The 19,621-nt window shown below is 73.5% G+C and carries 18 protein-coding genes; 10 read left to right on the top strand and 8 right to left on the bottom strand.

Translation table 11 applies throughout. The annotated features are described in order from the left end of the window. Positions 1 to 281: 281 nt before the first annotated feature. The 5 genes from O4J56_RS01125 (at position 282) to O4J56_RS01145 (ending at position 4,668) form a co-directional block, all read left to right on the top strand. Positions 282 to 1,886 (top strand): sensor histidine kinase, encoded by a 1,605-nt coding sequence (locus O4J56_RS01125; protein ID WP_270683139.1) that lies wholly within the window; start codon positions 282 to 284, stop codon positions 1,884 to 1,886. Between the two features lie 164 nt (positions 1,887 to 2,050). Then, positions 2,051 to 2,470 (top strand): roadblock/LC7 domain-containing protein, encoded by a 420-nt coding sequence (locus O4J56_RS01130; RefSeq protein ID WP_270683140.1) that lies wholly within the window; start codon positions 2,051 to 2,053, stop codon positions 2,468 to 2,470. Then, on the top strand, positions 2,467 to 2,826 hold the full coding sequence (locus O4J56_RS01135; protein WP_270683141.1) for a DUF742 domain-containing protein: 360 nt from the start codon (positions 2,467 to 2,469) through the stop codon (positions 2,824 to 2,826). The genes O4J56_RS01130 and O4J56_RS01135 overlap by 4 nt, the downstream gene beginning before the upstream one ends. After that, a complete protein-coding gene (locus tag O4J56_RS01140; protein WP_270683142.1) occupies positions 2,807 to 3,430 on the top strand; it encodes a GTP-binding protein in 624 nt (207 codons plus the stop codon). The genes O4J56_RS01135 and O4J56_RS01140 overlap by 20 nt, the downstream gene beginning before the upstream one ends. Next, the gene (locus tag O4J56_RS01145) at positions 3,427 to 4,668 is read left to right on the top strand and encodes a cytochrome P450 (protein WP_270683143.1); all 1,242 of its coding nucleotides are present in this window, start codon (positions 3,427 to 3,429) and stop codon (positions 4,666 to 4,668) included. The genes O4J56_RS01140 and O4J56_RS01145 overlap by 4 nt, the downstream gene beginning before the upstream one ends. 89 nt (positions 4,669 to 4,757) lie before the next feature. On the opposite strand, the gene O4J56_RS01150 is transcribed toward O4J56_RS01145, so the two are convergent. After that, positions 4,758 to 5,975, bottom strand: a complete 1,218-nt coding sequence (locus tag O4J56_RS01150; RefSeq protein WP_270683144.1) for a cytochrome P450 — start codon at positions 5,973 to 5,975, stop codon at positions 4,758 to 4,760. 275 nt (positions 5,976 to 6,250) lie between these two features. On the opposite strand from O4J56_RS01150, the gene O4J56_RS01155 reads away from it, so the two are divergent. Beyond that, on the top strand, positions 6,251 to 7,735 hold the full coding sequence (locus O4J56_RS01155; RefSeq protein ID WP_270683145.1) for a serine/threonine-protein kinase: 1,485 nt from the start codon (positions 6,251 to 6,253) through the stop codon (positions 7,733 to 7,735). 25 nt (positions 7,736 to 7,760) lie between these two features. On the opposite strand, the gene O4J56_RS01160 is transcribed toward O4J56_RS01155, so the two are convergent. Continuing rightward, entirely contained in the window at positions 7,761 to 8,681 is a 921-nt protein-coding gene (locus O4J56_RS01160) for a helix-turn-helix domain-containing protein (protein ID WP_270683146.1), read from the bottom strand. A gap of 169 nt (positions 8,682 to 8,850) precedes the next feature. Here O4J56_RS01160 and O4J56_RS01165 point away from each other — a divergent pair, with 169 nt between their 5' ends. Next, complete coding sequence (locus O4J56_RS01165) at positions 8,851 to 9,891, top strand: NAD(P)-dependent alcohol dehydrogenase (protein WP_270683147.1); 1,041 nt, start codon at positions 8,851 to 8,853, stop codon at positions 9,889 to 9,891. Between the two features lie 102 nt (positions 9,892 to 9,993). Beyond that, a complete protein-coding gene (locus O4J56_RS01170) occupies positions 9,994 to 11,286 on the top strand; it encodes a D-arabinono-1,4-lactone oxidase (protein ID WP_270683148.1) in 1,293 nt (430 codons plus the stop codon). Positions 11,287 to 11,294: 8 nt separating this feature from the next. Here the strand turns inward: O4J56_RS01170 and O4J56_RS01175 are convergent, their stop codons facing one another. From O4J56_RS01175 to O4J56_RS01190, 4 genes are all read right to left on the bottom strand, one after another. Then, a complete protein-coding gene (locus tag O4J56_RS01175; protein ID WP_270683149.1) occupies positions 11,295 to 11,975 on the bottom strand; it encodes a DinB family protein in 681 nt (226 codons plus the stop codon). 115 nt (positions 11,976 to 12,090) lie between these two features. After that, on the bottom strand, positions 12,091 to 12,369 hold the full coding sequence (locus O4J56_RS01180) for a MoaD/ThiS family protein (protein WP_270683150.1): 279 nt from the start codon (positions 12,367 to 12,369) through the stop codon (positions 12,091 to 12,093). A 4-nt stretch (positions 12,370 to 12,373) separates the two neighbouring features. Next, a complete protein-coding gene (locus tag O4J56_RS01185) occupies positions 12,374 to 13,477 on the bottom strand; it encodes a WD40/YVTN/BNR-like repeat-containing protein (protein ID WP_270683151.1) in 1,104 nt (367 codons plus the stop codon). 72 nt (positions 13,478 to 13,549) lie between these two features. Next, positions 13,550 to 14,206, bottom strand: coding sequence for a winged helix-turn-helix transcriptional regulator (locus tag O4J56_RS01190; protein WP_270683152.1), 657 nt, complete (start codon positions 14,204 to 14,206; stop codon positions 13,550 to 13,552). Between the two features lie 78 nt (positions 14,207 to 14,284). Here O4J56_RS01190 and O4J56_RS01195 point away from each other — a divergent pair, with 78 nt between their 5' ends. Both O4J56_RS01195 and O4J56_RS01200 read left to right on the top strand, forming a co-directional pair. Further along, the gene (locus O4J56_RS01195; protein ID WP_270683153.1) at positions 14,285 to 15,496 is read left to right on the top strand and encodes a pyridoxal phosphate-dependent aminotransferase; all 1,212 of its coding nucleotides are present in this window, start codon (positions 14,285 to 14,287) and stop codon (positions 15,494 to 15,496) included. 190 nt (positions 15,497 to 15,686) lie between these two features. Continuing rightward, positions 15,687 to 16,424, top strand: a complete 738-nt coding sequence (locus O4J56_RS01200; protein ID WP_270683154.1) for a YqeB family protein — start codon at positions 15,687 to 15,689, stop codon at positions 16,422 to 16,424. 75 nt (positions 16,425 to 16,499) lie between these two features. Here O4J56_RS01200 and O4J56_RS01205 read toward each other — a convergent pair whose 3' ends face one another. Both O4J56_RS01205 and O4J56_RS01210 read right to left on the bottom strand, forming a co-directional pair. Beyond that, positions 16,500 to 18,341 (bottom strand): phosphoenolpyruvate carboxykinase (GTP), encoded by a 1,842-nt coding sequence (locus O4J56_RS01205; protein WP_270683155.1) that lies wholly within the window; start codon positions 18,339 to 18,341, stop codon positions 16,500 to 16,502. A gap of 173 nt (positions 18,342 to 18,514) precedes the next feature. Further along, positions 18,515 to 19,609, bottom strand: a complete 1,095-nt coding sequence (locus O4J56_RS01210) for a DUF1996 domain-containing protein (RefSeq protein ID WP_270683156.1) — start codon at positions 19,607 to 19,609, stop codon at positions 18,515 to 18,517. Positions 19,610 to 19,621 lie beyond the last annotated feature (12 nt).

Genomic DNA, 19,621 nt, shown 5'->3' on the forward strand with positions numbered 1-19,621 from the left:
TTTTCCTCCCTTTCAGGACGGTGATCACTCGCATCGCGGGTTCTCCGCACTCTGTCCCCATGAGCGAGTATCGGGTAATAGGATGCTCACCGCGTCACCGGCGAACAAGCCCGGTAAATGCCGAATCAGCATGCCCGTGCGCCGCACACCTGTCGGATCGATGGTCTGCGGCCGCGAAGAATACACAGCGCAGGGCCGTGATCCCCGCCGCTCGGACCCGTCCCCACCGGTCCGGCGCATCCCGCCCTGCCGCGCACGCGGCGACACGTGGAAGGTGATCGATGTCGGATCGGACGCCCGACCCCGTCCCGGGCGGACCCGGCCCCGGACGCTGGCGCGCTCCCGCCGCCGCGGCGGCCGCGGCCGTCGGCGGCGCCGTCCTCTGGGGCGCCGTCGGCTTCGCCGTCCCCGAGGGGCGCTTCCTGTTCCTAGTGGCCGCCCTGGCCACCACGGCCTTCGCGGCCACCGCCTGCTACCTGGCGGTGCGCTACGCCGACGCCGCCGAGCACCGCGCCGCCGAACGCGACCGGGCCCAGGAGGAGGTGCGCACCGCCCGCGAGGAGCGGGACGCCGCCCTGGAGCGCGCCGAGGCCGGCCGCCGGAGCCTGGACGACCTCGCCTCCCGGGTGCTGCCCGGCGCCGTGGCGCGCCTCCGCGACGGCGCGACCGCCCCCACCGTGCTCTCCGAGACCCCCGTCCCCGACGACGAGGACCACCGCCGCCTCCTCGAACTCCTGGTCCGGGAGATCGCGGTGGGCGAGCGCCGCCGCGCCGCCGCCCTGGCCGCCTGCGCCAACGCAGCCGGGCGGGTGCAGGCGATGAGCACCCGCAACCTGGCCGAGCTGCGCGACATGCAGGACCGCTGCGACCCCGACATGCTCGGCGACCTGATGCGCGTCGACCACACCACCTCGCAGGTCGGCCGGGTCGCCGACAGCATCGCCGTCCTGACCGGCGCCCGCACCGGACGCCGGTGGACCAAGCCGATCCGCATGGAGAGCATCCTGCGCGGCGCCATGGGCCGGATCAGCGCCTACCGCCGCGTGCGCCTGCACTCCAGCAGCCGCTCGGCCGTCGCCGGGTACGCCGCCGAGGACGTCATGCACGCCCTGGCCGAGCTCATGGACAACGGCACCCGCTTCTCGGCCCCCACCGAGGAGGTGCACGTCTACGTCGAGGACCTGAACAACGGCGCGGTGTTCACCGTCGAGGACGCCGGGCTGGGCATGCGGCCGCAGGCGCTGGCCCGCGCCGAGCTGGCGGTCTCCCGCACCGAACCGCTCGACCTGACCCGCCTGTCGGGCTCGCGCCTGGGCCTGGCCGTGGTCGGCCAGCTCGCCCGCAAGCACCGGATGAACGTCTTCTTCCGCCCGTCCTCGCGCGGCGGCGTGGGCGTGGTCCTGCGCCTGCCCAACCACCTGCTCACCTCCGCCCGCGAGGACCCGCCGCCCGCTCCGGTGCGCAACGGCTCCCACGCCGCCGCCCCCGGTCGGGCCGCGCCGGAGCCCCAGGCCCTGCGCGCCGCCCCCGCGCCCCCCGCCGATGCCCCGGCCGCGGCTACGACCGTGACCGCGGACGAGACCGCCGCCCCCGAGACCACCGCACCGGTCGCGCCCGAGCCGCCCGCCCCCGAGACCGCCGCCCCCAAGCGTCCGCTGCCGAAGCGGCCCCGCGGCCACAGCCTGCGCTCGGACCCCGACATCGCCGCCGGCGCCCGGAGCGCCCCCGCCTCCGACGGGGGCCGGGAGCCGCGTCGCGGGCTCGGCAGCCGGTTCGGCGCGTTCCAGCAGAGCCGCCCCCGGAGCCACCGGAGCGGCGACACCGGCCCCCTTCCCCTGCGCTCCCCCGACCCGCAGAAGGACGAGGACACCGACGGCGGCGGCTAGGGAGCGCTCCTCGGGCGGCATCCGCCCCGCGGCCGCCGGGAACCGTCCCGCCCCCGGACCGGCGGCCGCCCGCCGGCGCGGCCCGGGAGGACCCGGGACGGCCCGAGGAGCCCCGCCCCGCACCGCCGCCCCCGCCCGACCGGACGACAGATAGGAGTGAGCGCATGGACGCCACCGATTCCTCCCTCGAATGGACGCTGGAGAGGCTCGTCGGGGAGACCCCCGGCGCCCGGCACGCGCTGGTGCTCTCCCGCGACGGCCTCAAGCTCTGCCACACACCGGGGCTCACCGCCGACAGGGCCGACCAGCTCGCCGCCATCGCCGCCGGCGTCCAGGCGCTGGCCGGGGGCGCCTCCGCCGAGTTCGGGGACGGCACCGGCGGGGTGCGCAGCTCGATGACCGAGTTCCACGGCGGCATCCTGTTCATCGTGGAGGCCGGCCCCGGCGCGCACGTGGCGCTGGTCGCCGCCGAGGACGCCGACAGCGGGCTGATCGGGCACAACCTGGAGGAGATCGTCGAGCAGATCGGCGCCTTCCTCACCGCGCCGCCCCGGCACGCCGCCTCCGGCGGCCCGGCGGTATGAGCCCGCACGCGCTCGACGGGGAGGACCCGGACCGGCTCTACACCGTCACCGGCGGGCGCAGCCGCGCCGAGGACACCGGGCTGGACCTGGTCACCCTCGTGGTGAGCGAATCCGACGCGGCCCCCGGCATGCAGTCCGAGCACGCCCGCATCCTGCGGCTCGCCCGCCGCCCCACGTCGGTGGTCGAGCTCTCCGCCGACCTGGCGCTGCCGGTCAGCGTGGTCAAGATCCTCCTGGCCGACCTGCTGGACCGGGGCATGGTCTCGGCCCGCCACCCCTCCTCGGCCACGGCCGGGGCGCGGCTTCCCGACCCGGACTTCCTGAGGAAGGTGCTCGTTGGACTCAGCAACCTCTGACCCCGGGGCCCACACCCGCCCGCCGCTGCGGGCGACCGCCTCCGACGGGGTGAAGATCGTCGTCGTGGGCGGCTTCGGCGTCGGCAAGACCACCATGGTCCGCGCCGTCAGCGAGATCCGCCCGCTCAGCACCGAGGAGGTGATGACGCAGGCGGGGGTCGGCGTGGACGACACCGCGGGCGCCCGCGGCAAGACCACGACCACCATCGCCTTCGACTTCGGCCGGATCAGCCTGGACGAGGAGCTGGTGCTCTACCTGTTCGGCGCGCCCGGCCAGAAGCGCTTCTGGTTCCTGTGGGACCAGCTGTTCTCCGGCACGCTGGGCGTGGTGGTGCTGGTGGACGCCCACCGCATCGAGGACTCCTGGTACGCCGTGGACCGGCTGGAGCACCACGGCATCCCCTTCATCGTCGCCCGCAACCGGTTCGAGCCGGTCGCGCACACCCTGGAGGAGCTGCGCGAGGCCCTCGACCTGCCCGAGGAGGTGCCGGTCGTGGAGTGCGACGCGCGCGACCGCGAGTCGTCCAAGCGGGTGCTGCTCGCGCTGGTCGACCACCTGTACGCGCTTTCCTCCGCCCCGTCAGCCCGGGAGACCGCATCGTGACCGAACCCTTCCCACCGACCGACGCCCCCGCCGGCGGGCGCGTGCCCTTCTACGGGGAGCGCTTCCAGCGGGACGCCGCCGCCATGTACGCCGAGATGCGGCGGGACCACGGCCCGGTGGTGCCGGTCCTGCTCGACGGGGACCTGCCCGCCTGGCTGGTCCTGGGGTACCGGGAGGTGCACCAGGTCACCGAGGACTCCGAGCTGTTCGCCCGGGACACCCGCCGGTGGAACCAGTGGGAGCACGTGCCCGACGACTGGCCGCTGATGCCCTACGTGGTGCACAACCCCTCGGTGATGTTCACCGAGGGCGGCGAGCACCGCCGCCGCGCCGGGGCCATCGGCGACGCGCTGTCCGAGGTGGACCAGTTCGACCTGCAGCGCTCGTGCGAGCAGATCGCCGACCGCCTGGTGGACGAGTTCGCCGGGAGCGGCCGGGCCGAGCTGATCTCCCAGTTCGCCCAGCGCATCCCGATCGCGGCGGTGGCCGGGATGTTCGGCATGCCCGAGTCCGAGACGCCCGACCTGGTGCGGGACGTGGCGCTGTCGCTGGACGTGGGCCCCGAGGCGATGCCCGCCTACGCGCGGGTGCAGGAGTCCATGGCCCGGCTGGTGGAGCGCAAGCGGGCCGAGCCCGGGATGGACGTGCCCTCGGCGCTGCTGGAGCACCCGGCCGGGCTGTCCGACGACGAGATCGTGCTCGACCTGCTGGTGGTGACCGCGGCCGCGCAGCAGCCCACGGCCAACTGGATCGGCAACACGCTGCGGCTGATGCTGACCGACCCGCGGTTCGAGATGACGCTGACCGGCGGCCGGGCCAGCGTGGGGCAGGCGCTGAACGAGGTGCTCTGGCACGACACGCCCACGCAGAACTTCATCGGCCGGTTCGCCGCCCGCGACACCCAGCTGGGCGGGCGCCGGATCCGGGCCGGGGACCTGCTGGTGCTGGGGCTGGCGGCGGCCAACGCCGACCCGAACGGGAGTCTGGGCCCCGACGTCGACCTGCAGGGCAACCGGGCGCACATGTCGTTCGGGCACGGCGAGCACGGGTGCCCGTACCCGGCGCCGGAGGTGGCCGAGGTGATCGCCCGCAGCACCGTGGAGGTGCTGCTGGACCGGCTTCCCGACACGGAGCTGGCGGTCCCGCCCGAGTCGCTGGCGTGGCGCCCGTCGGTGTGGATGCGCGGCCTGGAGAGCCTGCCGGTGCGGTTCACCCCCGCCTACGTCTCGGGCCGCTGAGGCGCGCCCTCCCCCGTCCTGCGCCGTTCCCGTCCTGCACCGGCCCCGCGCGGAACGGGCCGGGGCAGGACGGGGCGGGACGGGGCGCGTCAGCCGGCCGGGGTGAAGACCACCGGCAGGGTGAGCGGGCCGCGGGTGAACAGGCCCTCCTCCTTGGGTTCGTGGCCGTCGGCGACCCGGACGTCGGGCATCGCGTCCAGCAGGCCGTTCACGCCGACCTCCACCTCGGACTTGGCCAGCAGCGCGCCCACGCAGAAGTGGCGGCCCAGGGCGAAGGAGAGGTGGTGGGCGGCGGCGGAGAACGCCGTGTCGGTGGGCAGGTCCTCGCGGAAGATGTCGAAGCGGTCGGGGTCGGCGAAGCGCCGCGGGTCCCGGTTGGCCGCGCCGATGAGGCAGGTGAGCGTGGACCCGGCGGGCACGGTGCCGGTGCTCAGCTCCACGTCCTCGGAGGGCTGGCGCATGATCATGTGCACCGGCGGGGTGTACCGCAGCGTCTCGGCGAAGGCCCGGGTGACCAGCGACCGGTCGGCGCGCACCGCCTCCAGCTGCTCGGGGTGGGCCAGCAGGTTGCGGAAGACGGCGGCGATGGCCTTGTCGGTGGTCTCCCCGCCGGCCGCCAGCAGGAGGCTGACGAAGGCCTTGATGTCCTCGTCGCTCATCACCGTGCCGTCCACCTCCGCGGTGCACAGCTGGGAGAGCAGGTCGTCGCCGGGGGCGGCGCGGCGCTCGCGGATGATCGGGATCATGTAGTCCGCCAGCTCCTCGCGCGTCCGGATCCCGGCGGCGGCGATGTCCGGATCCTGGGCGAGGTTGCTCAGGAACGCGATGATCGAGGAGTACCAGTCCTGGAAGCGGTCGTGGTCGGCGCGGTCCAGGCCGAGCATGTCGACGATGACGTTGATGGGGAAGCGGCGCGCGAAGTCCCGCACCAGGTCCGCCTCGCCTTTGTGGCGGAACCGGTCGATCAGTTCGGCCGAGTTGCGCTCGATGACCGGCTGGAACCGCTCCTCCAGTTCCCTGCCGCGGAAGGCGGGGGCCACCAGCGCGCGCCGCACGGCGTGCTCGCGCCCGCTCATCTGCAAAATGGTGCGCCCGTGCACCGGTTCGAGCTGCCATCCGTAGTTCTCGGTGGTGAAGACGGGGTCCTTGAAGGCGCGGGAGACGTCCTCGTAGCGGGAGACGATGTGGCTCTGGGTGGCCTCGTGCCAGAAGAGGGGGGCCTCGTCCAGCATGGCGCGGTAGGCCGAGTAGGGGTCCTCGGCGAATTCCGGGGAGAGGAGGTCCGGAAAACCTTGCACGGAGGTCATGGTGCTCCTTCAGGAGTCGATTCCCGCACAGATTAACCATCCCACCTCTGATCCGAAAGAGCGGGTCGTCGGAATTGACGGAATCGCGCGCGGCCGCTACACGGCAATTTCGGTCACTGGCGCCGCCCCTTTTCGGGGCGGAAAGGTGGGGGCGGGTACGGGGCGCCCGCGCCTTCCGGGACGGTGACCGGAAGCGATACCCGGAGGGTCTGGCCGACCGTGCCCGGCGGGTGGCATGATGACTCGACCTTCCACTTCGGACGGACGGAGGCGCGGTGACCGGTCCCCCCACGGTCTCCCCCCATCGTGTGGGCCCCTACAACCTGCTCTCCCGGCTCGGCGGCGGCGGGATGGGCGAGGTGTTCCTCGGCCGCTCCCCGGGCGGGCGCCCGGTGGCGGTCAAGGTGGTGCGCGCCGAGCTGGCCGCCGACCCGCAGTTCCGGAAGCGGTTCGCCGCCGAGGTCGAGGCGGCGCGGAAGGTCGGCGGGTTCTACACGGCCCAGCTCGTCGACTCCGACACCGGCGCCGAGCGCCCCTGGCTCGCCACCGCCTACATCCCCGGCCCCTCGCTGCACGAGGTGCTCCAGATGCGCACGGCGCTCCCGCTCGCCTCGGTGGCGGTGCTCGGCGCCGGGCTGGCCGAGGGGCTCACCGCGATCCACGGCTGCGGCCTGGTGCACCGCGACCTCAAGCCCGCCAACGTGATCCTGGCCGACGACGGGCCGCGCGTCATCGACTTCGGCATCGCCCGGGCGCTGGACGCGACCAGCACCTCGTTGACCCGCACCGTCATCGGCACCCCCGGGTTCCTCTCCCCCGAACAGGCGCGCGGCAAGGAGGTCGGCCCCCGGTCGGACGTGTTCGCCCTGGGGTGCCTGCTGGCGCTGGCCTCGTCCGGGAACCCGCCGTTCGGCACGGGGCCGACCGAGGCGGTCGTCTACCGGGTCGTGCACGAGGAGCCGGACCTGGAGGGCGTGCCGAGCCCGCTCGCTGCGCTGGTGCGGCGGTGCCTGGCCAAGAAGGCGGAGGACCGGCCCGGCCTGGACAAGGTGCTCTCCCGGCTGAACGCGCTCGCCGGGGAGGAGGGACGGACGGAGGCGGCCGGGTGGCTGCCGGAAGACGTCACCGAGGTCATCCGGGCCCGGACGACACGCGTGGCGACCCCGGTGCCGGAGGATCCTCCGGCGCAGAAGGAGAAGGGGAAGAGCGGCACGAAGAAGCCGCCGAAGAAGCCCGCCGAGAAGCCTGTGAAGAAGCCGGCGCCGAAGGCCTCCTCCGGGAAGCCGACCGGAAGCGCATCGGCGAAGGCTCCGCCCAAGCCGCCTGCGACGAAGTCCGCTGGAGCGGGCAAGAAGCCCGGCACCGGCGGTTCGGCACCCTCCGAGAAGAAGTCCTCTTCGGGGAACGGGGCGGGGAACGGGTCGAGTGACGAGACGGGCTTCTGGCTAGGGGCCGCGGCCGTCGCCCTCGGGCTCGCCTATGTCGTGTTCGAGCCCGTTTCCCTCGTGATGAGCAGCGTCGTCAACGGTGGGACCGACGAGGTGGCGATCGGCGACTGCATGGCCTACATCACCGACGACGAAGACGGCGGCGGATGGGTCGAGGTCCCCTGCTTCGCGGCGGCGGCGACCACCACCGTCGTCTGGAAGTACACCCAGTCCTCCCTCTCCGAATACTCCACCGTCCCAGCCGCCTGCGACAGCGCGTCCTTCTATCCCGTAATCAACGGTCAGACCGTCTGCCTCGCCTCGAAGGACTGAGGCCCGGCCCCCGTGCCCAGACCGGTCACGCCCGGCGGGCCTTTTCGCCGGCTCGGGTGGCGTCGGCGCCCCAGCCGGTGACCAGGCGGAGTGCTTCGGCCGACGGGGACTCCGGCTCGGCGTGGTACACCACCAGGGCCTGGTCCTGGTCCTCGGGCAGGCGCAGGGTCTCGAAGGACAGGGTCATCTCCCCCACCAGCGGGTGGTTGAGCACCTTGGACCCGAACCCCTTCTCCTTCACGTCGTGGGCCGCCCACAGCCTGCGGAAGTCGTCGCTCTTCACCGACAGTTCGCCCACCAGGGAGGACAGCCGCGGGTCGTCCGGGTAGCACCCCGCGTCCATGCGCAGGTAGCTCACGATGTCCGCGGCCTTGGACTCCCAGTCGACGAACAGCTCGCGGTAGTCCTCGCGCAGGAACACCAGCCGCGCCCAGTTCCGGTCGCGCACGGGCAGCTCTCCCCAGTCGCCGAAGACCGCCGCCGCGGCGCGGGTCCACGCCAGCACGTCGGACCGGCGGCCCACCACGTAGGCGGGCACACCCTCCAGGGTGTGCAGCAGGCTCCGCAGGCCGGGCCGCACCTTCTGGGCGGACGCCGCCCGCCGCACCTTGTGCTTCTTGGGCTTGGCCAGGTGCACCAGGTGCGCGTACTCGGCGTCGTTGAGCCGCAGGGCGCGCGCGATCGCCTCCAGCACCTCGGCGGAGACGTTGCGCCCGTTCCCCTGCTCCAGCCGCGTGTAGTAGGCGGCGGACACCCCGGCGATCTGCGCCAGCTCCTCCCGGCGCAGGCCGGGGACCCGGCGCCGGTGCCCGAAGCGCGGCAGGCCCACGTCCTCGGGCGTGAGCCGGGCGCGGCGGCTGCGCAGGAACTCGCTCAGCTCGGCGCGCCGGTCCAAGGGCTGCTCGGCGGCGTCACCGGAGGGCCCGTCGGCGGTGTCGTCACTCATTACTCCAGTATCGGTGCGTACGCGGCCGAATGCCTGACACCGCCAGTGGTAGGCACGGCGAACGTACGTTAACCGGATGTCTGGGTCCGTTCCTGCACACAAGGGACGATCGTCATCGCCCGGCCCTTGAGGGCCGGAGCGTCCCGTCCTCAAGAGGAGAACGACCTAGATGACATCCGTCGCCGCCTACGCGGCCCCCGCCGCGAAGGCCCCGCTGGAGCGGACCACGATCGAGCGCCGACCCGTCGGCGAGAACGACGTCCGGATCGAGATCGCGTACGCGGGCATCTGCCACTCCGACATCCACCAGGTGAACGAGGGGTGGGGCGAGGCGATCTTCCCGATGGTCCCGGGGCACGAGATCGCCGGAGTGGTCGCCGAGGTCGGCCCCGGCGTCACCCGGTACGCCGTCGGCGACCGGGTCGGCGTGGGCTGCTTCGTCGACTCCTGCCGCGAGTGCGAGTACTGCCGCAAGGGCCTGGAGCAGTACTGCACCTCCGGGATGATCGGCACCTACAACGCCCTGGACTCCAACGGGGAGCCCACCTACGGGGGCTACTCGCAGCAGATCGTCGTCGACGAGGCGTACGTGCTGCGCATCCCCGACGCGCTGCCGCTCGACGCCGCCGCGCCGCTGCTGTGCGCGGGCATCACCACCTATTCGCCGCTGCGGTACTGGAACGCCGGGCCCGGCTCGAAGGTCGCGGTGGTCGGCATGGGCGGCCTGGGCCACATGGGCGTGCAGCTCGCGCGCGCGATGGGGGCCGAGGTCACGGTGCTCAGCCAGTCGCTGCGCAAGAAGGACGACGGGCTTCGGCTGGGGGCGGACCGGTACTTCGCCACCAGCGACCCGGAGACCTTCACCGAGCTGGCGGGCGCCTTCGACATCGTGCTGTCCACGGTGTCGGCCCCGCTGGACATGAGCGCCTACCTGGGCCTGCTGAAGACCGACGGGGTGCTGGCCAACGTCGGCGCCCCCGAGGAGCCGGTGTCGGTGAACCTGTTCGCCCTGATGGGCGGCCGCAAGAAGATCGCGGGCTCGCTGATCGGCGGCATCGCCGAGACCCAGGAGATGCTGGACTTCTGCGGCGAGCACGGCATCACCGCCGAGATCGAGCTGATCCGCGCCGACGAGGTCAACACCGCCTACGAGCGCGTCACCTCCAGCGACGTGCGCTACCGGTTCGTGATCGACACGGCCACGATCTGAGGGCCCACAGGCCCCGCATGCGGCCCCGGGACCGTGGTCCCGGGGCCGCTGCGCGAGACTGGGTCCCGCCCCCGCCCCCCGGCCCACTGAATCGGAGAGACGATGCCCCTCCCCCCGCCCTCCCGGCTCCCGGTCGCGAACTGGGCGCGCAACGTCGCCTACGACCCGGCCCGCTCCCACCGGCCCGCGTCGGTGGAGGAGCTGCGCGAGCTGGTGCGCCGCAGCGACCGCATCCGCGCCCTGGGAAGCACCCACTCCTTCTCCCCGGTCATCGCCGCCGACGGCGACGTGGTCCGGACCGACGCGCTTCCGGGCGGCGTCACCATCGACGACGGGGAGGGCCGCCCTCCGACGGCGACCGTCGCCGCGGGCATGACCTACACCGACGTGTGCACCGCGCTCGACCGGGCCGGATACGCCCTGGGCAACCTCGCGTCCCTGCCGAACATCACCATCGCGGGCGCGTGCGCGACGGCCACGCACGGCTCCGGCGACACCCAGCGCTGCCTGTCCGCCTCCGTCAGCGCCCTCGAACTGGTCGGCCCGCAGGGCGACATCGTGGAGCTGAGCCGGGCCACGCACCCGGACACCTTCCCCGGGGCGGTCGTCTCCCTCGGGGCGCTCGGGATCGTCACCCGCATGACGCTGGACGTCGAGCCCGCCTACTCCGTCGCCCAGCGGGTCCTCCTCGACGTCCCCCTGGACGAGCCGATGGACCGCTTCGACGAGGTCTTCGGCAGCGCCTACAGCGTCAGCGCGTTCACCGACTGGGCCAGCGGCACCGCCCGCCTCTGGCTCAAGGAGCGGGTCGGGGAGGGCTCGCCGGGAGGGTGGACCGGCGGCGACGCCGCCCGGGAGCCCGTCCACCCGGTCCCGGGGCGGGACCCCGTCCAGTGCACCGGGCAGCTCGGGGCCGATGGGCCCTGGCACGAGCGCCTCCCCCACTTCCTCCACACCGCCGCCGGGTCCTCCCCCGAAGGGGCGGGCGACGAGCTGCAGTCGGAGTACTTCGTCCCCCGGGAGAACGCACGGGCCGCCATCGAGGCGGTGCGCGGGATCGGCCGCCTGCTGGCCCCGCTCCTGTACACCTCCGAGCTCCGCAGCGTGCGGGGCGACGACCTGTGGCTCAGCCCCGCCTACGGGCGCGACTCCGCCGCCCTCCACTTCACCTGGGTGAACGACGAGGAGGCGCTGCGGCCGGCCATCGCGGCGCTGGAGGAGCGGCTGCTCCCGCTGGGGGCGCGGCCGCACTGGGCCAAGCTCACCGGCCTCGCGCCGCGGGAGCTGATCGGCCTGTACGAGCGCGCCGCCGACTTCAAGCGGCTGGCCGGGGAGCTGGACCCCTCGGGCAAGTTCCGCAACCCGTTCGTCGACGCGCTGCTCGCCGCCGCCTGACCCGGCCGCTACGGCCGGGCCCGCGACACCCCCTGCCGCCACCGCGGGTCCCGGCCGGTGAGGGCCGCCAGCCGGTCGGCCGCCCCCGCCCAGGGCGGGGGCGGCACCGGGTCGCCGAAGAGCTGGTGCCGGGTGGCGTCGGTGACCACCAGGGGCACCACCGGGAGCAGGTCGGCGGCCAGGTCCGGCGCCACCGGCGACGGTGCCCCGCAGGCCGCCGCGATGTCCCAGGCGTGCACCGCCGCCTCCAGCGCCCCGACACCGGCCAGCGCCGCGGCGCCCAGGGCGCGGTCGGCCACCGCGGCCTCGCCCCCGGCGGCGGGGACGCGCAGCAGGCGGCAGGCGCGGATGCGCACCTCGGAGATGGCGTCGTGGCCCGTGGCCGTGGTCGGGAAGAGCGCGACCCGCCCTTCGCCGAGCCCCTCGCCCAGGGTCTCCAGCGAGTCGGCGGTGTGCAGCAGGAGCATCTCCAGGTTCCACGCCGCGCACGGCGTGGGGCGGCCGAAGAGCTCGGGCCGGGCGTGCTGGGCCGCCCGGAGCACGGCGCCCACGGCCCGTTCGAGCAGCGCGTAGGCGTGGTCGGGGACGAACCCTCCGGGGCTTCCGGCGGCGGTGCGGCCGCCGGGGCCTCTCCCGCCCCCGCCGTACCCGTCCGCCTCCACGGCGTCCTCTCCGACCCTGTGCACCATGGCCGCACCCCTCACGGTCAGTCGTCGCGTCCCCACAGGACTAGGACTCCGCGGGCACGCGAAACTCGCCGGTGGCGGAGGAGGATTCTCTCCGCCGCCGGCGCGGGTGCCGGGCTCAGCCCCCGGCGACCGAGGGCAGGATGCGCACCTCCGTGCCGTCGGGGACGGGGGTCTCCAGGCCGGACACCGCCCGGCACTCGTCGTCGCCGACGAAGACGTTGACGTAGCGGCGCAGCGCCCCCTGCTCGTCGCGGACCCGGCGGTCGAGCCGGGGGTGGCGGTCGGCCAGCGCGTCCAGGACCCCGCGCAGGTCCGGGGCGGAGGGCAGGTCGACGCGCTTGGCGCCGCCCGCGTCGGACTGCAGCACCTGGGGCAGGATCACCGTCACGGCCACGTCCCTACACCTCCGCCGCGCGCACGCACAGCACGTCCGGCAGGTGCTCGGCGACCGCGTGCCAGCGCCCGTCGGAGTCGGTCGTCGTGTACACGTCCCCCGCGCGGGTGCCGAAGTAGAACCCGGGGTCGTCGGCGCCGTCGGTGCAGGCGGCGTCGCGCAGCACGATGCCGAAGTAGGGGCCGGCCGGCAGCCCGGCGTCGTAGGCGCCCCAGGATCCGCCCGCGTCCTCGGTGCGGAAGGGCCGCAGCCGGTGGTCCGGCGGCAGGTGGCAGGCCTCGCTGATGACCGGGAAGTTCAGCGCCGTCCCGGGCCGGTGCGGGTGGGCCACCATGGCGAACCCGAAGTCCGACGGCAGGCCGTCGGCGATCGGCCTCCACCCCTCGCCCGCCGGGTCCTCGCTGCGGAACACCCCGTGGTGGTTCTGCAGGTAGAACGCGCCGTCCGGGCCGACGGAGACCTTGTGCACGCACTGGCCGTACTCGGGGGTCTCCTCAGGCATGAAGGTGGTGGTCACGCCCTTGTTGGCGGGCTCCCAGGAGGCGCCGGCGTCGCGGGTCTGGTAGACGCCGCCGGTGGACATGGCCACCGTCATGGCGCGCGGGTCCGACCCCTGGGCGGTGACCTTTCCGGGGATGATCGTGTGCACGGCGCCGCCCCCGGCACCGGGGAACCAGTCCTTGCGGTGCGGGTGGTCCCACAGGGCCCGGACCAGCTCGAAGTGCTCGCCGCCGTCGGTGGAGCGGAACAGCGAGTGCGGCTCGGCGCCCGCGTACACGGTGCCCGGCTCGTCGGTGAAGGCGAACTGCCACGCCCGGGTGAAGGACTCCTCGGCGTCCTCGGGCAGGGCGATGGGGCGCTCCTCGGGCTCGTTCCAGGTGGCGCCCAGGTCGTCGCTGTACCAGACGCTGGGCCCGAAGTGGGAGCTCTCGGCCCCGGCCAGGAGGCGCCGGCTGTGGGGGTCGATGCCGACGGCGTAGACCCCCATCATGTCGGTCCAGGACTCCTTGTCGAGTTTGAGCGGGCCGCTGACCCGCCAGTCGCGCCGGTCGTCGCTGGTGGCCTTGAACAGGCCCTTCCTGGTGCCGATGAGCAGCAGATACGGCATGTCGATCCCCCTACGGTGAGTCGTAGGCCACACCTTCGCACGGGGCGACGACAAACGAGACCCGCGTCACCCTCAAGTCGGGGTAAACTCCGCCGCCCCCAGGGCGCGGGCGAGTGGGCCCACCCCCTCGACGGCCGCCTCGCCGCGCGCCACGGCCTCCGCCGGAGTCAGCGCGCCCCGGGCGACGCGCACGCACGCCTCCTCGCTCAGCGCCAGGACCGCGTCGGGCCGCTCGGCCGGGCCGTCGCCGTAGCCGCCCTCCCCGCCCTCGGGCCCCGCCGCCCACACATGGAACACGCCGGTCTCCAGGCGCACCTCCACCGTGCCGGACGCCTCGGGGCAGGCACGCTCCACCACGCCGAGCAGCGGCGGCGCCAGCCAGTGCGCCCGGAAGGCGTCGGTGGGGCGGCGCTCCCCGAGCCCGGGGGCGCCCCACTCGGCGAGGGCGCGCAGGACCGGCAGCAGCGCCCGGCCGCTCGGCGTCAGCTCGTAGAGGGCGGCGCCGCCGCGCGGGGTGAGCGGGCGGCGCACGACCAGGCCGTCGCGCTCCATGTCGCGCAGGCGCGAGGCGAGGACGTCGGTGCTGACTCCGGGGAGGTCGGCGTGCAGGTCGGTGTAGCGGCGCGGCCCCGCCTGGAGCTCGCGCACCACCAGGAGGGTCCACCGCTCGCCGACGGCGTCGAGGGCCCGGGAGACGGCACAGTACTGGTCGTAGCTTCGGCGCGGCATACGTCTCAGTGTAGACAATGAGTTGGACTTTCCAAGTGATCACTTGGTAGAACCAAGTGGAACCACGGGGAGGTCAGCATGGAGTACAAGCAGTCGGGCAAGCTCGCCAACGTCTCCTACGAGATCCGCGGGCCGGTCATCGAGCAGGCCAACGCCCTTGAGGAGGCCGGGCACAGCGTGCTGCGCCTGAACACGGGCAACCCGGCCCTGTTCGGGTTCGAGGCGCCCGACGCCCTCGTCCAGGACATCGTCCGGAACCTGGCGAACGCGCACGGGTACAGCGACGCGCGCGGCATCCTCCCCGCCCGCCGGGCCGTGGTCCAGCACTACGCCGCCCGCGGCTTCCCCGAGCTGGACGTCTCCGACGTCTACCTGGGCAACGGCATCTCCGAGCTGATCCAGATGGCCGTCCAGGCGCTGCTCGACGACGGCGACGAGGTCCTCATCCCCTCCCCCGACTTCCCCCTGTGGACCGCCGTCACCTCCCTGGCCGGGGGCACCCCGGTGCACTACGCCTGCGACGAGTCCGCCGACTGGCTGCCCGACCTGGACGACATGGAGTCCAGGATCACCGACCGCACCCGCGCGGTCGTGGTGATCAACCCGAACAACCCCACCGGCGCGGTCTACCCCCGCGAGGTGGTCGAGCGCATCTGCGACCTGGCCCGCCGCCGCAACCTGATCGTCTTCAGCGACGAGATCTACGACAAGATCCTCTACGACGGCGCCGAGCACCACAGCCCCGCCGCGCTCGCCCCCGACGTGCTGTGCCTGACCTTCAGCGGCCTGTCCAAGGCCTACCGGGTGGCCGGGTTCCGGTCCGGGTGGCTGGCGGTGACCGGCCCCAAGAAGCACGCCCGCGACTACCTGGAGGGCCTGACCACGCTGGCCGGAATGCGGCTGTGCCCCAACGTCCCGGCGCAGTACGCGGTTCAGGCGGCCCTCGGCGGGCGGCAGAGCATCGAGGACCTGGTGCTGCCCGGCGGGCGCCTGCGCGAGAGCCGCGACCGGGCCTGGGAGCGCCTGAACGAGATCCCCGGCGTGTCCTGCGTGAAGCCGAAGGGCGCCCTGTACGCCTTCCCGCGCCTGGACCCGAAGGTGCACCCGGTCGCCGACGACGAGCGGTTCGTCCTGGACCTGCTGCTCCAGGAGAAGATCCACGTGGTGCAGGGCACCGGCTTCAACTGGCCGCGCCCCGACCACTTCCGCATCCTGACCCTGCCCCACCCCGACGACATCGACGCCGCCATCGGCCGCATCGGCAGGTTCCTGTCGGGCTACCGGCAGTAGGAGCACCCTTTCCCCGTTGATCTCGGGGATCTCGCCCCTAAAACCGCGCTTGTAGGGGCGTTTTTCCCGAGATCAACGGGGAGGCCTTGGCGCGGGTGGGGGCGGGTCATACCAAGGAACGACACGGGGCGCCCCGATGCATGCCGCCGACCGACGCGGCGCGGCGCCCCCGCCCTCTAGCGTCGAAGACATGCACGTCAACGACGCATCCACGCCCGGTGGCGCCGCGGGGGGCGCCGCCGTGGTGGCCCACCCCGCCTGGCTCCGCCTGGCCCCGCCCTTCCTCGGGATCGGCGCGGGGCTCCTGGTCAAGTGGGCGGCCCAGTGGATCATCTCGCTGCCCTGGGCGCCCTTCCAGGGGCCGCTGGAGCTGCTGGAGTCCCTCCCCGAACCCGGGGCGACCATCGGGGCCGGGGTGCTCGGCGCGGTCGGCGGCCTCGTCCTGTCCTTCCTGATCGACCACGACGCGCTCACCCTCGCCGTGCGCACCGACCGGGTGGAGCTCACCCGGCGCGGGCGGACCCGCGAACACGCGCGGGCCGACGTGGAGGGGGCCTTCACCGACGGCCAGGGGATGACCGGCAAGCGGCTGGTCCTCCTCGGCCGCGACGGCCGCGTGCTGGAGCGCATGCCCTGCGACCTGAAGGAGGCGCGGGTCGCCGAGGCCTTCCGGGTGAACGGCTGGCCGTGGCTGGAGGCCGACCCCTACGCGGCGGAGTACCGGCGCTGGGTCGACGGGCTCCCGGAGCTGCCGCCCGCCGCAAACGCGCTGCTGCGCGCCCGCAAGGAGGCGCTGAAGGACGACGCGGAGGGCGACGACGCCGACGAGCTCCGGCGCGAGCTGGCCGAGCTCGGGGTGGTCGTGCGCGAGGACAAGGACCGGCAGTACTTCCGCATGGTCCCCGCGGAGGGCGTGGACGGGGCCTGACGCGGACGCGGGGAGGCCCACCCCTGGTGGGGGCCTCCCCGCCTCACTTGCGCCGGCCGGAGCCGGTCCGGCGTCCTACCCCAGCCGGTCGGTCAGCCTGTTGTACTCCTCCCACAGCTCCGGCGGGAGCTGGTCGCCGAAGGTCTTGAAGAACTCGGGGACCAGCCCGGCCTCCTGGCGCCAGGTCTCGGTGTCCACCGTCAGCAGGTACTCCAGGTCCTCGGCCGACAGGTCCAGGCCCTCGGTGTCGATCGACTCCGGCGTCGGCAGGTTGCCGATCGGGGTGGCCCGCACCTCGGCCCTGCCCTCCAGGCGCTCCACGATCCACTTGATGACGCGCGAGTTCTCCCCGAACCCGGGCCACACGATGCGCCCGTCGGCGTCCTTGCGGAACCAGTTGACGTAGAAGATCCGCGGCAGCTTCTCAGCGTCGGTGGCGCGCCCGATCTCCAGCCAGTGGGCGAAGTAGTCGCCCATGTTGTAGCCGCAGAACGGCAGCATCGCGAACGGGTCGCGACGCAGCTCGCCCACGGTGCCCTCGGCGGCGGCGGTCTTCTCCGACGACACGTTGGCGCCCATGAACACGCCGTGCTGCCAGTCGAAGGCCTCGTTGACCAGCGGGACGGCGGTGGCGCGGCGCCCGCCGAACAGGATCGCCGAGATCGGCACGCCCGCCGGGTCCTCCCACTCGGGGGCGATGGTGGGGGCCTGCCCGGCCGGGGTGGTGAAGCGCGCGTTGGGGTGGGCGGCGGGCTCGCCGGACCCGGGGGTCCAGGGGCGGCCCTTCCAGTCGGTGAGGCCGGCCGGGGCCTCGTCGGTGAGGCCCTCCCACCACACGTCGCCGTCGTCGGTCAGGGCGACGTTGGTGAAGATGCTGTTGCCCCACAGGGTGCGCACCGCGTTGGCGTTGGTGGACTCGCCGGTGCCCGGGGCGACGCCGAAGAACCCGGCCTCGGGGTTGATGGCGCGCAGGCGGCCGTCGTCGTCGAACCGCATCCAGGCGATGTCGTCGCCGACCGTCTCGACCTTCCAGCCGGGGATCGTCGGCTCCAGCATGGCCAGGTTGGTCTTGCCGCAGGCGCTCGGGAAGGCGGCCGCGATGTACTTGGGGTCGCCGCTGGGCGGGGTGACCTTCAGGATGAGCATGTGCTCGGCCATCCAGCCCTCGTCGCGCGCCATGACCGACGCGATGCGCAGGGCGTAGCACTTCTTGCCGAGCAGGGCGTTGCCGCCGTAGCCGGACCCGTAGGACCAGATCTCCCGGGTCTCGGGGAAGTGCGAGATGTACTTGGTGGAGCTGCAGGGCCAGGCGACGTCCTCCTGGCCGGGCTCCAGCGGGGCGCCCACCGAGTGGACGGCCTTGACGAAGGAGCCGCGCTCCTCGATGAGGCGCAGCGCGGCCTCGCCCATGCGCGCCATGATGCGCATGGAGACCACGACGTAGGGCGAGTCGGTGATCTCGACGCCGAGCTGGGAGATGGCGCCGCCGAGTGGGCCCATACAGAACGGGACGACGTACATGGTGCGCCCGCGCATGCAGCCGTCGAAGACGTCGGCGAAGGTCGCGCGCATCTCGTCGGGCGCGATCCAGTTGTTGGTCGGACCGGCGTCCTGCTCGCGCTCGGAGCAGATGAAGGTGCGGTCCTCCACGCGCGCGACGTCGCCGGGGTCGGAGCGGCAGTAGAAGCTGTTGGGGCGCAGTTCCGGGTTGAGCCGGACGAACGTGCCCTTCTCGACGAGTAGACCAGTCAGGCGCTCCCATTCGGCGTCCGACCCGTCGCACCAAACGATCTCATCGGGCCTTGTCAGCTCGGCGATCTCGTCGACCCAGGTGACCAGCTCTTTATGGGTCGTGGGCGCGTCCTGACTGGTGGGGTCGGCGGACTCGACGCCCGGGGCGGGAACGGTCTCAGACACAGCGGCTCCTTCTCGTCGTCTGGTCCGCATCATCGACGACGAGTGGTGTAACCGGCCAGTTGGTCTGGACAACAGGTTTAGACCGGTGGTCTATTTCTCGCCGTCGCCCCACGATAGAGCGCTGCGGACCGGGTGTCGCCCACCCGGTCCGCAGCGCGTGTCGCGTCGCCCCCTCAGCAGGAGCGACCGGCGTTGATGCAGGTCACCGCCGTCTCCATGAGACCGTCCGGCATCACGTTGATGAAGTCGGAGTGATCCGTCACAGCCGCGTGCCCCTCTTCGGGGAAACCGTCGACGGCGAAGGCGGGGCCCTCGGGCACCTCGTAGACCAGGGTCTGCCGCAGCTGGGGGACGGGACGCGTGCCGTCGGGGCAGGCGCCCGTCTCCGGGTCGGGGAAGACGATGTGCGAGCGGTTGTCCTCGCTCACCGTGTTGCGCCCGTCCCAGCAACTCGGGAAGTCCATGATCCTCGTCACATCGCTGCCGTCGGGGCACAGGGGGTACCGGTCGGTGGAGATCCGGTCCTCGAACCCGGTGCAGGTCCACTGGGCGTTGGCGTTCTCCCCGCCGCTGGTGGCGGCGCGCGCGTTGCCGGTGATGGCCTGCAGGAAGCGCGGCATGGGGACCACCTCGTCGACCGCGTTGCCGCGGAACTCGATGGTGGCGCTCACGGGGGTGAGGATCCGGCCGACGTTGCCGTCCAGGCCGCCGCCGGGTGCGCCGGCGTCCGCGCCCTCCCGGGTGATGTCGCGCAGCACCGGCCAGTAGTGCATGGACCGGTCGCCGTCGGCGCAGCTGGTGTCGCCCTCGGCCAGAATCGCGTTGTTGGCCTCGACGTCGTCGGTGAACCGGTTGACGTCCTGGTTGCCGACGTAGTCGTGGGTGTGCTGGGCGCCGGTGGGCACCCCGGGGGCGACGATCACGTTCTCGGAGTTGAACAGTCCGTTCTCGTTGCGGCCGCACTCGGCGCGGTAGACGCCGTCGGCGCCGCCCGCGTCGCCGGGCTGCGGTCCGGGCGGCGCCGGAGGGACCTCGCGGATGTCGACGAAGTCCTCGGGGCCGGGGGCCGACCCGGGTGGGCCGTCGCCGCCGCCGTCACCGTTCGGGCCGCTCCCGTCTTCGTAGCCGTCGACCGGGACGGCGGTGGGGGGCGCCGCGGTCGCCGCGACGAGCGCGGCCGTCGCGAGGGCGCCCGCCGCGGCGAGGGCGGCCAGGAGCGCGGGGGTCCGGCTCCGGCGGGGGCTGCGGGGTCTGCGGGGGTTCGTCATCGTCGTGCCTTC

Source organism: Nocardiopsis endophytica (genome assembly GCF_027706725.1).
GTDB lineage: Bacteria > Actinomycetota > Actinomycetes > Streptosporangiales > Streptosporangiaceae > Nocardiopsis_A > Nocardiopsis_A endophytica.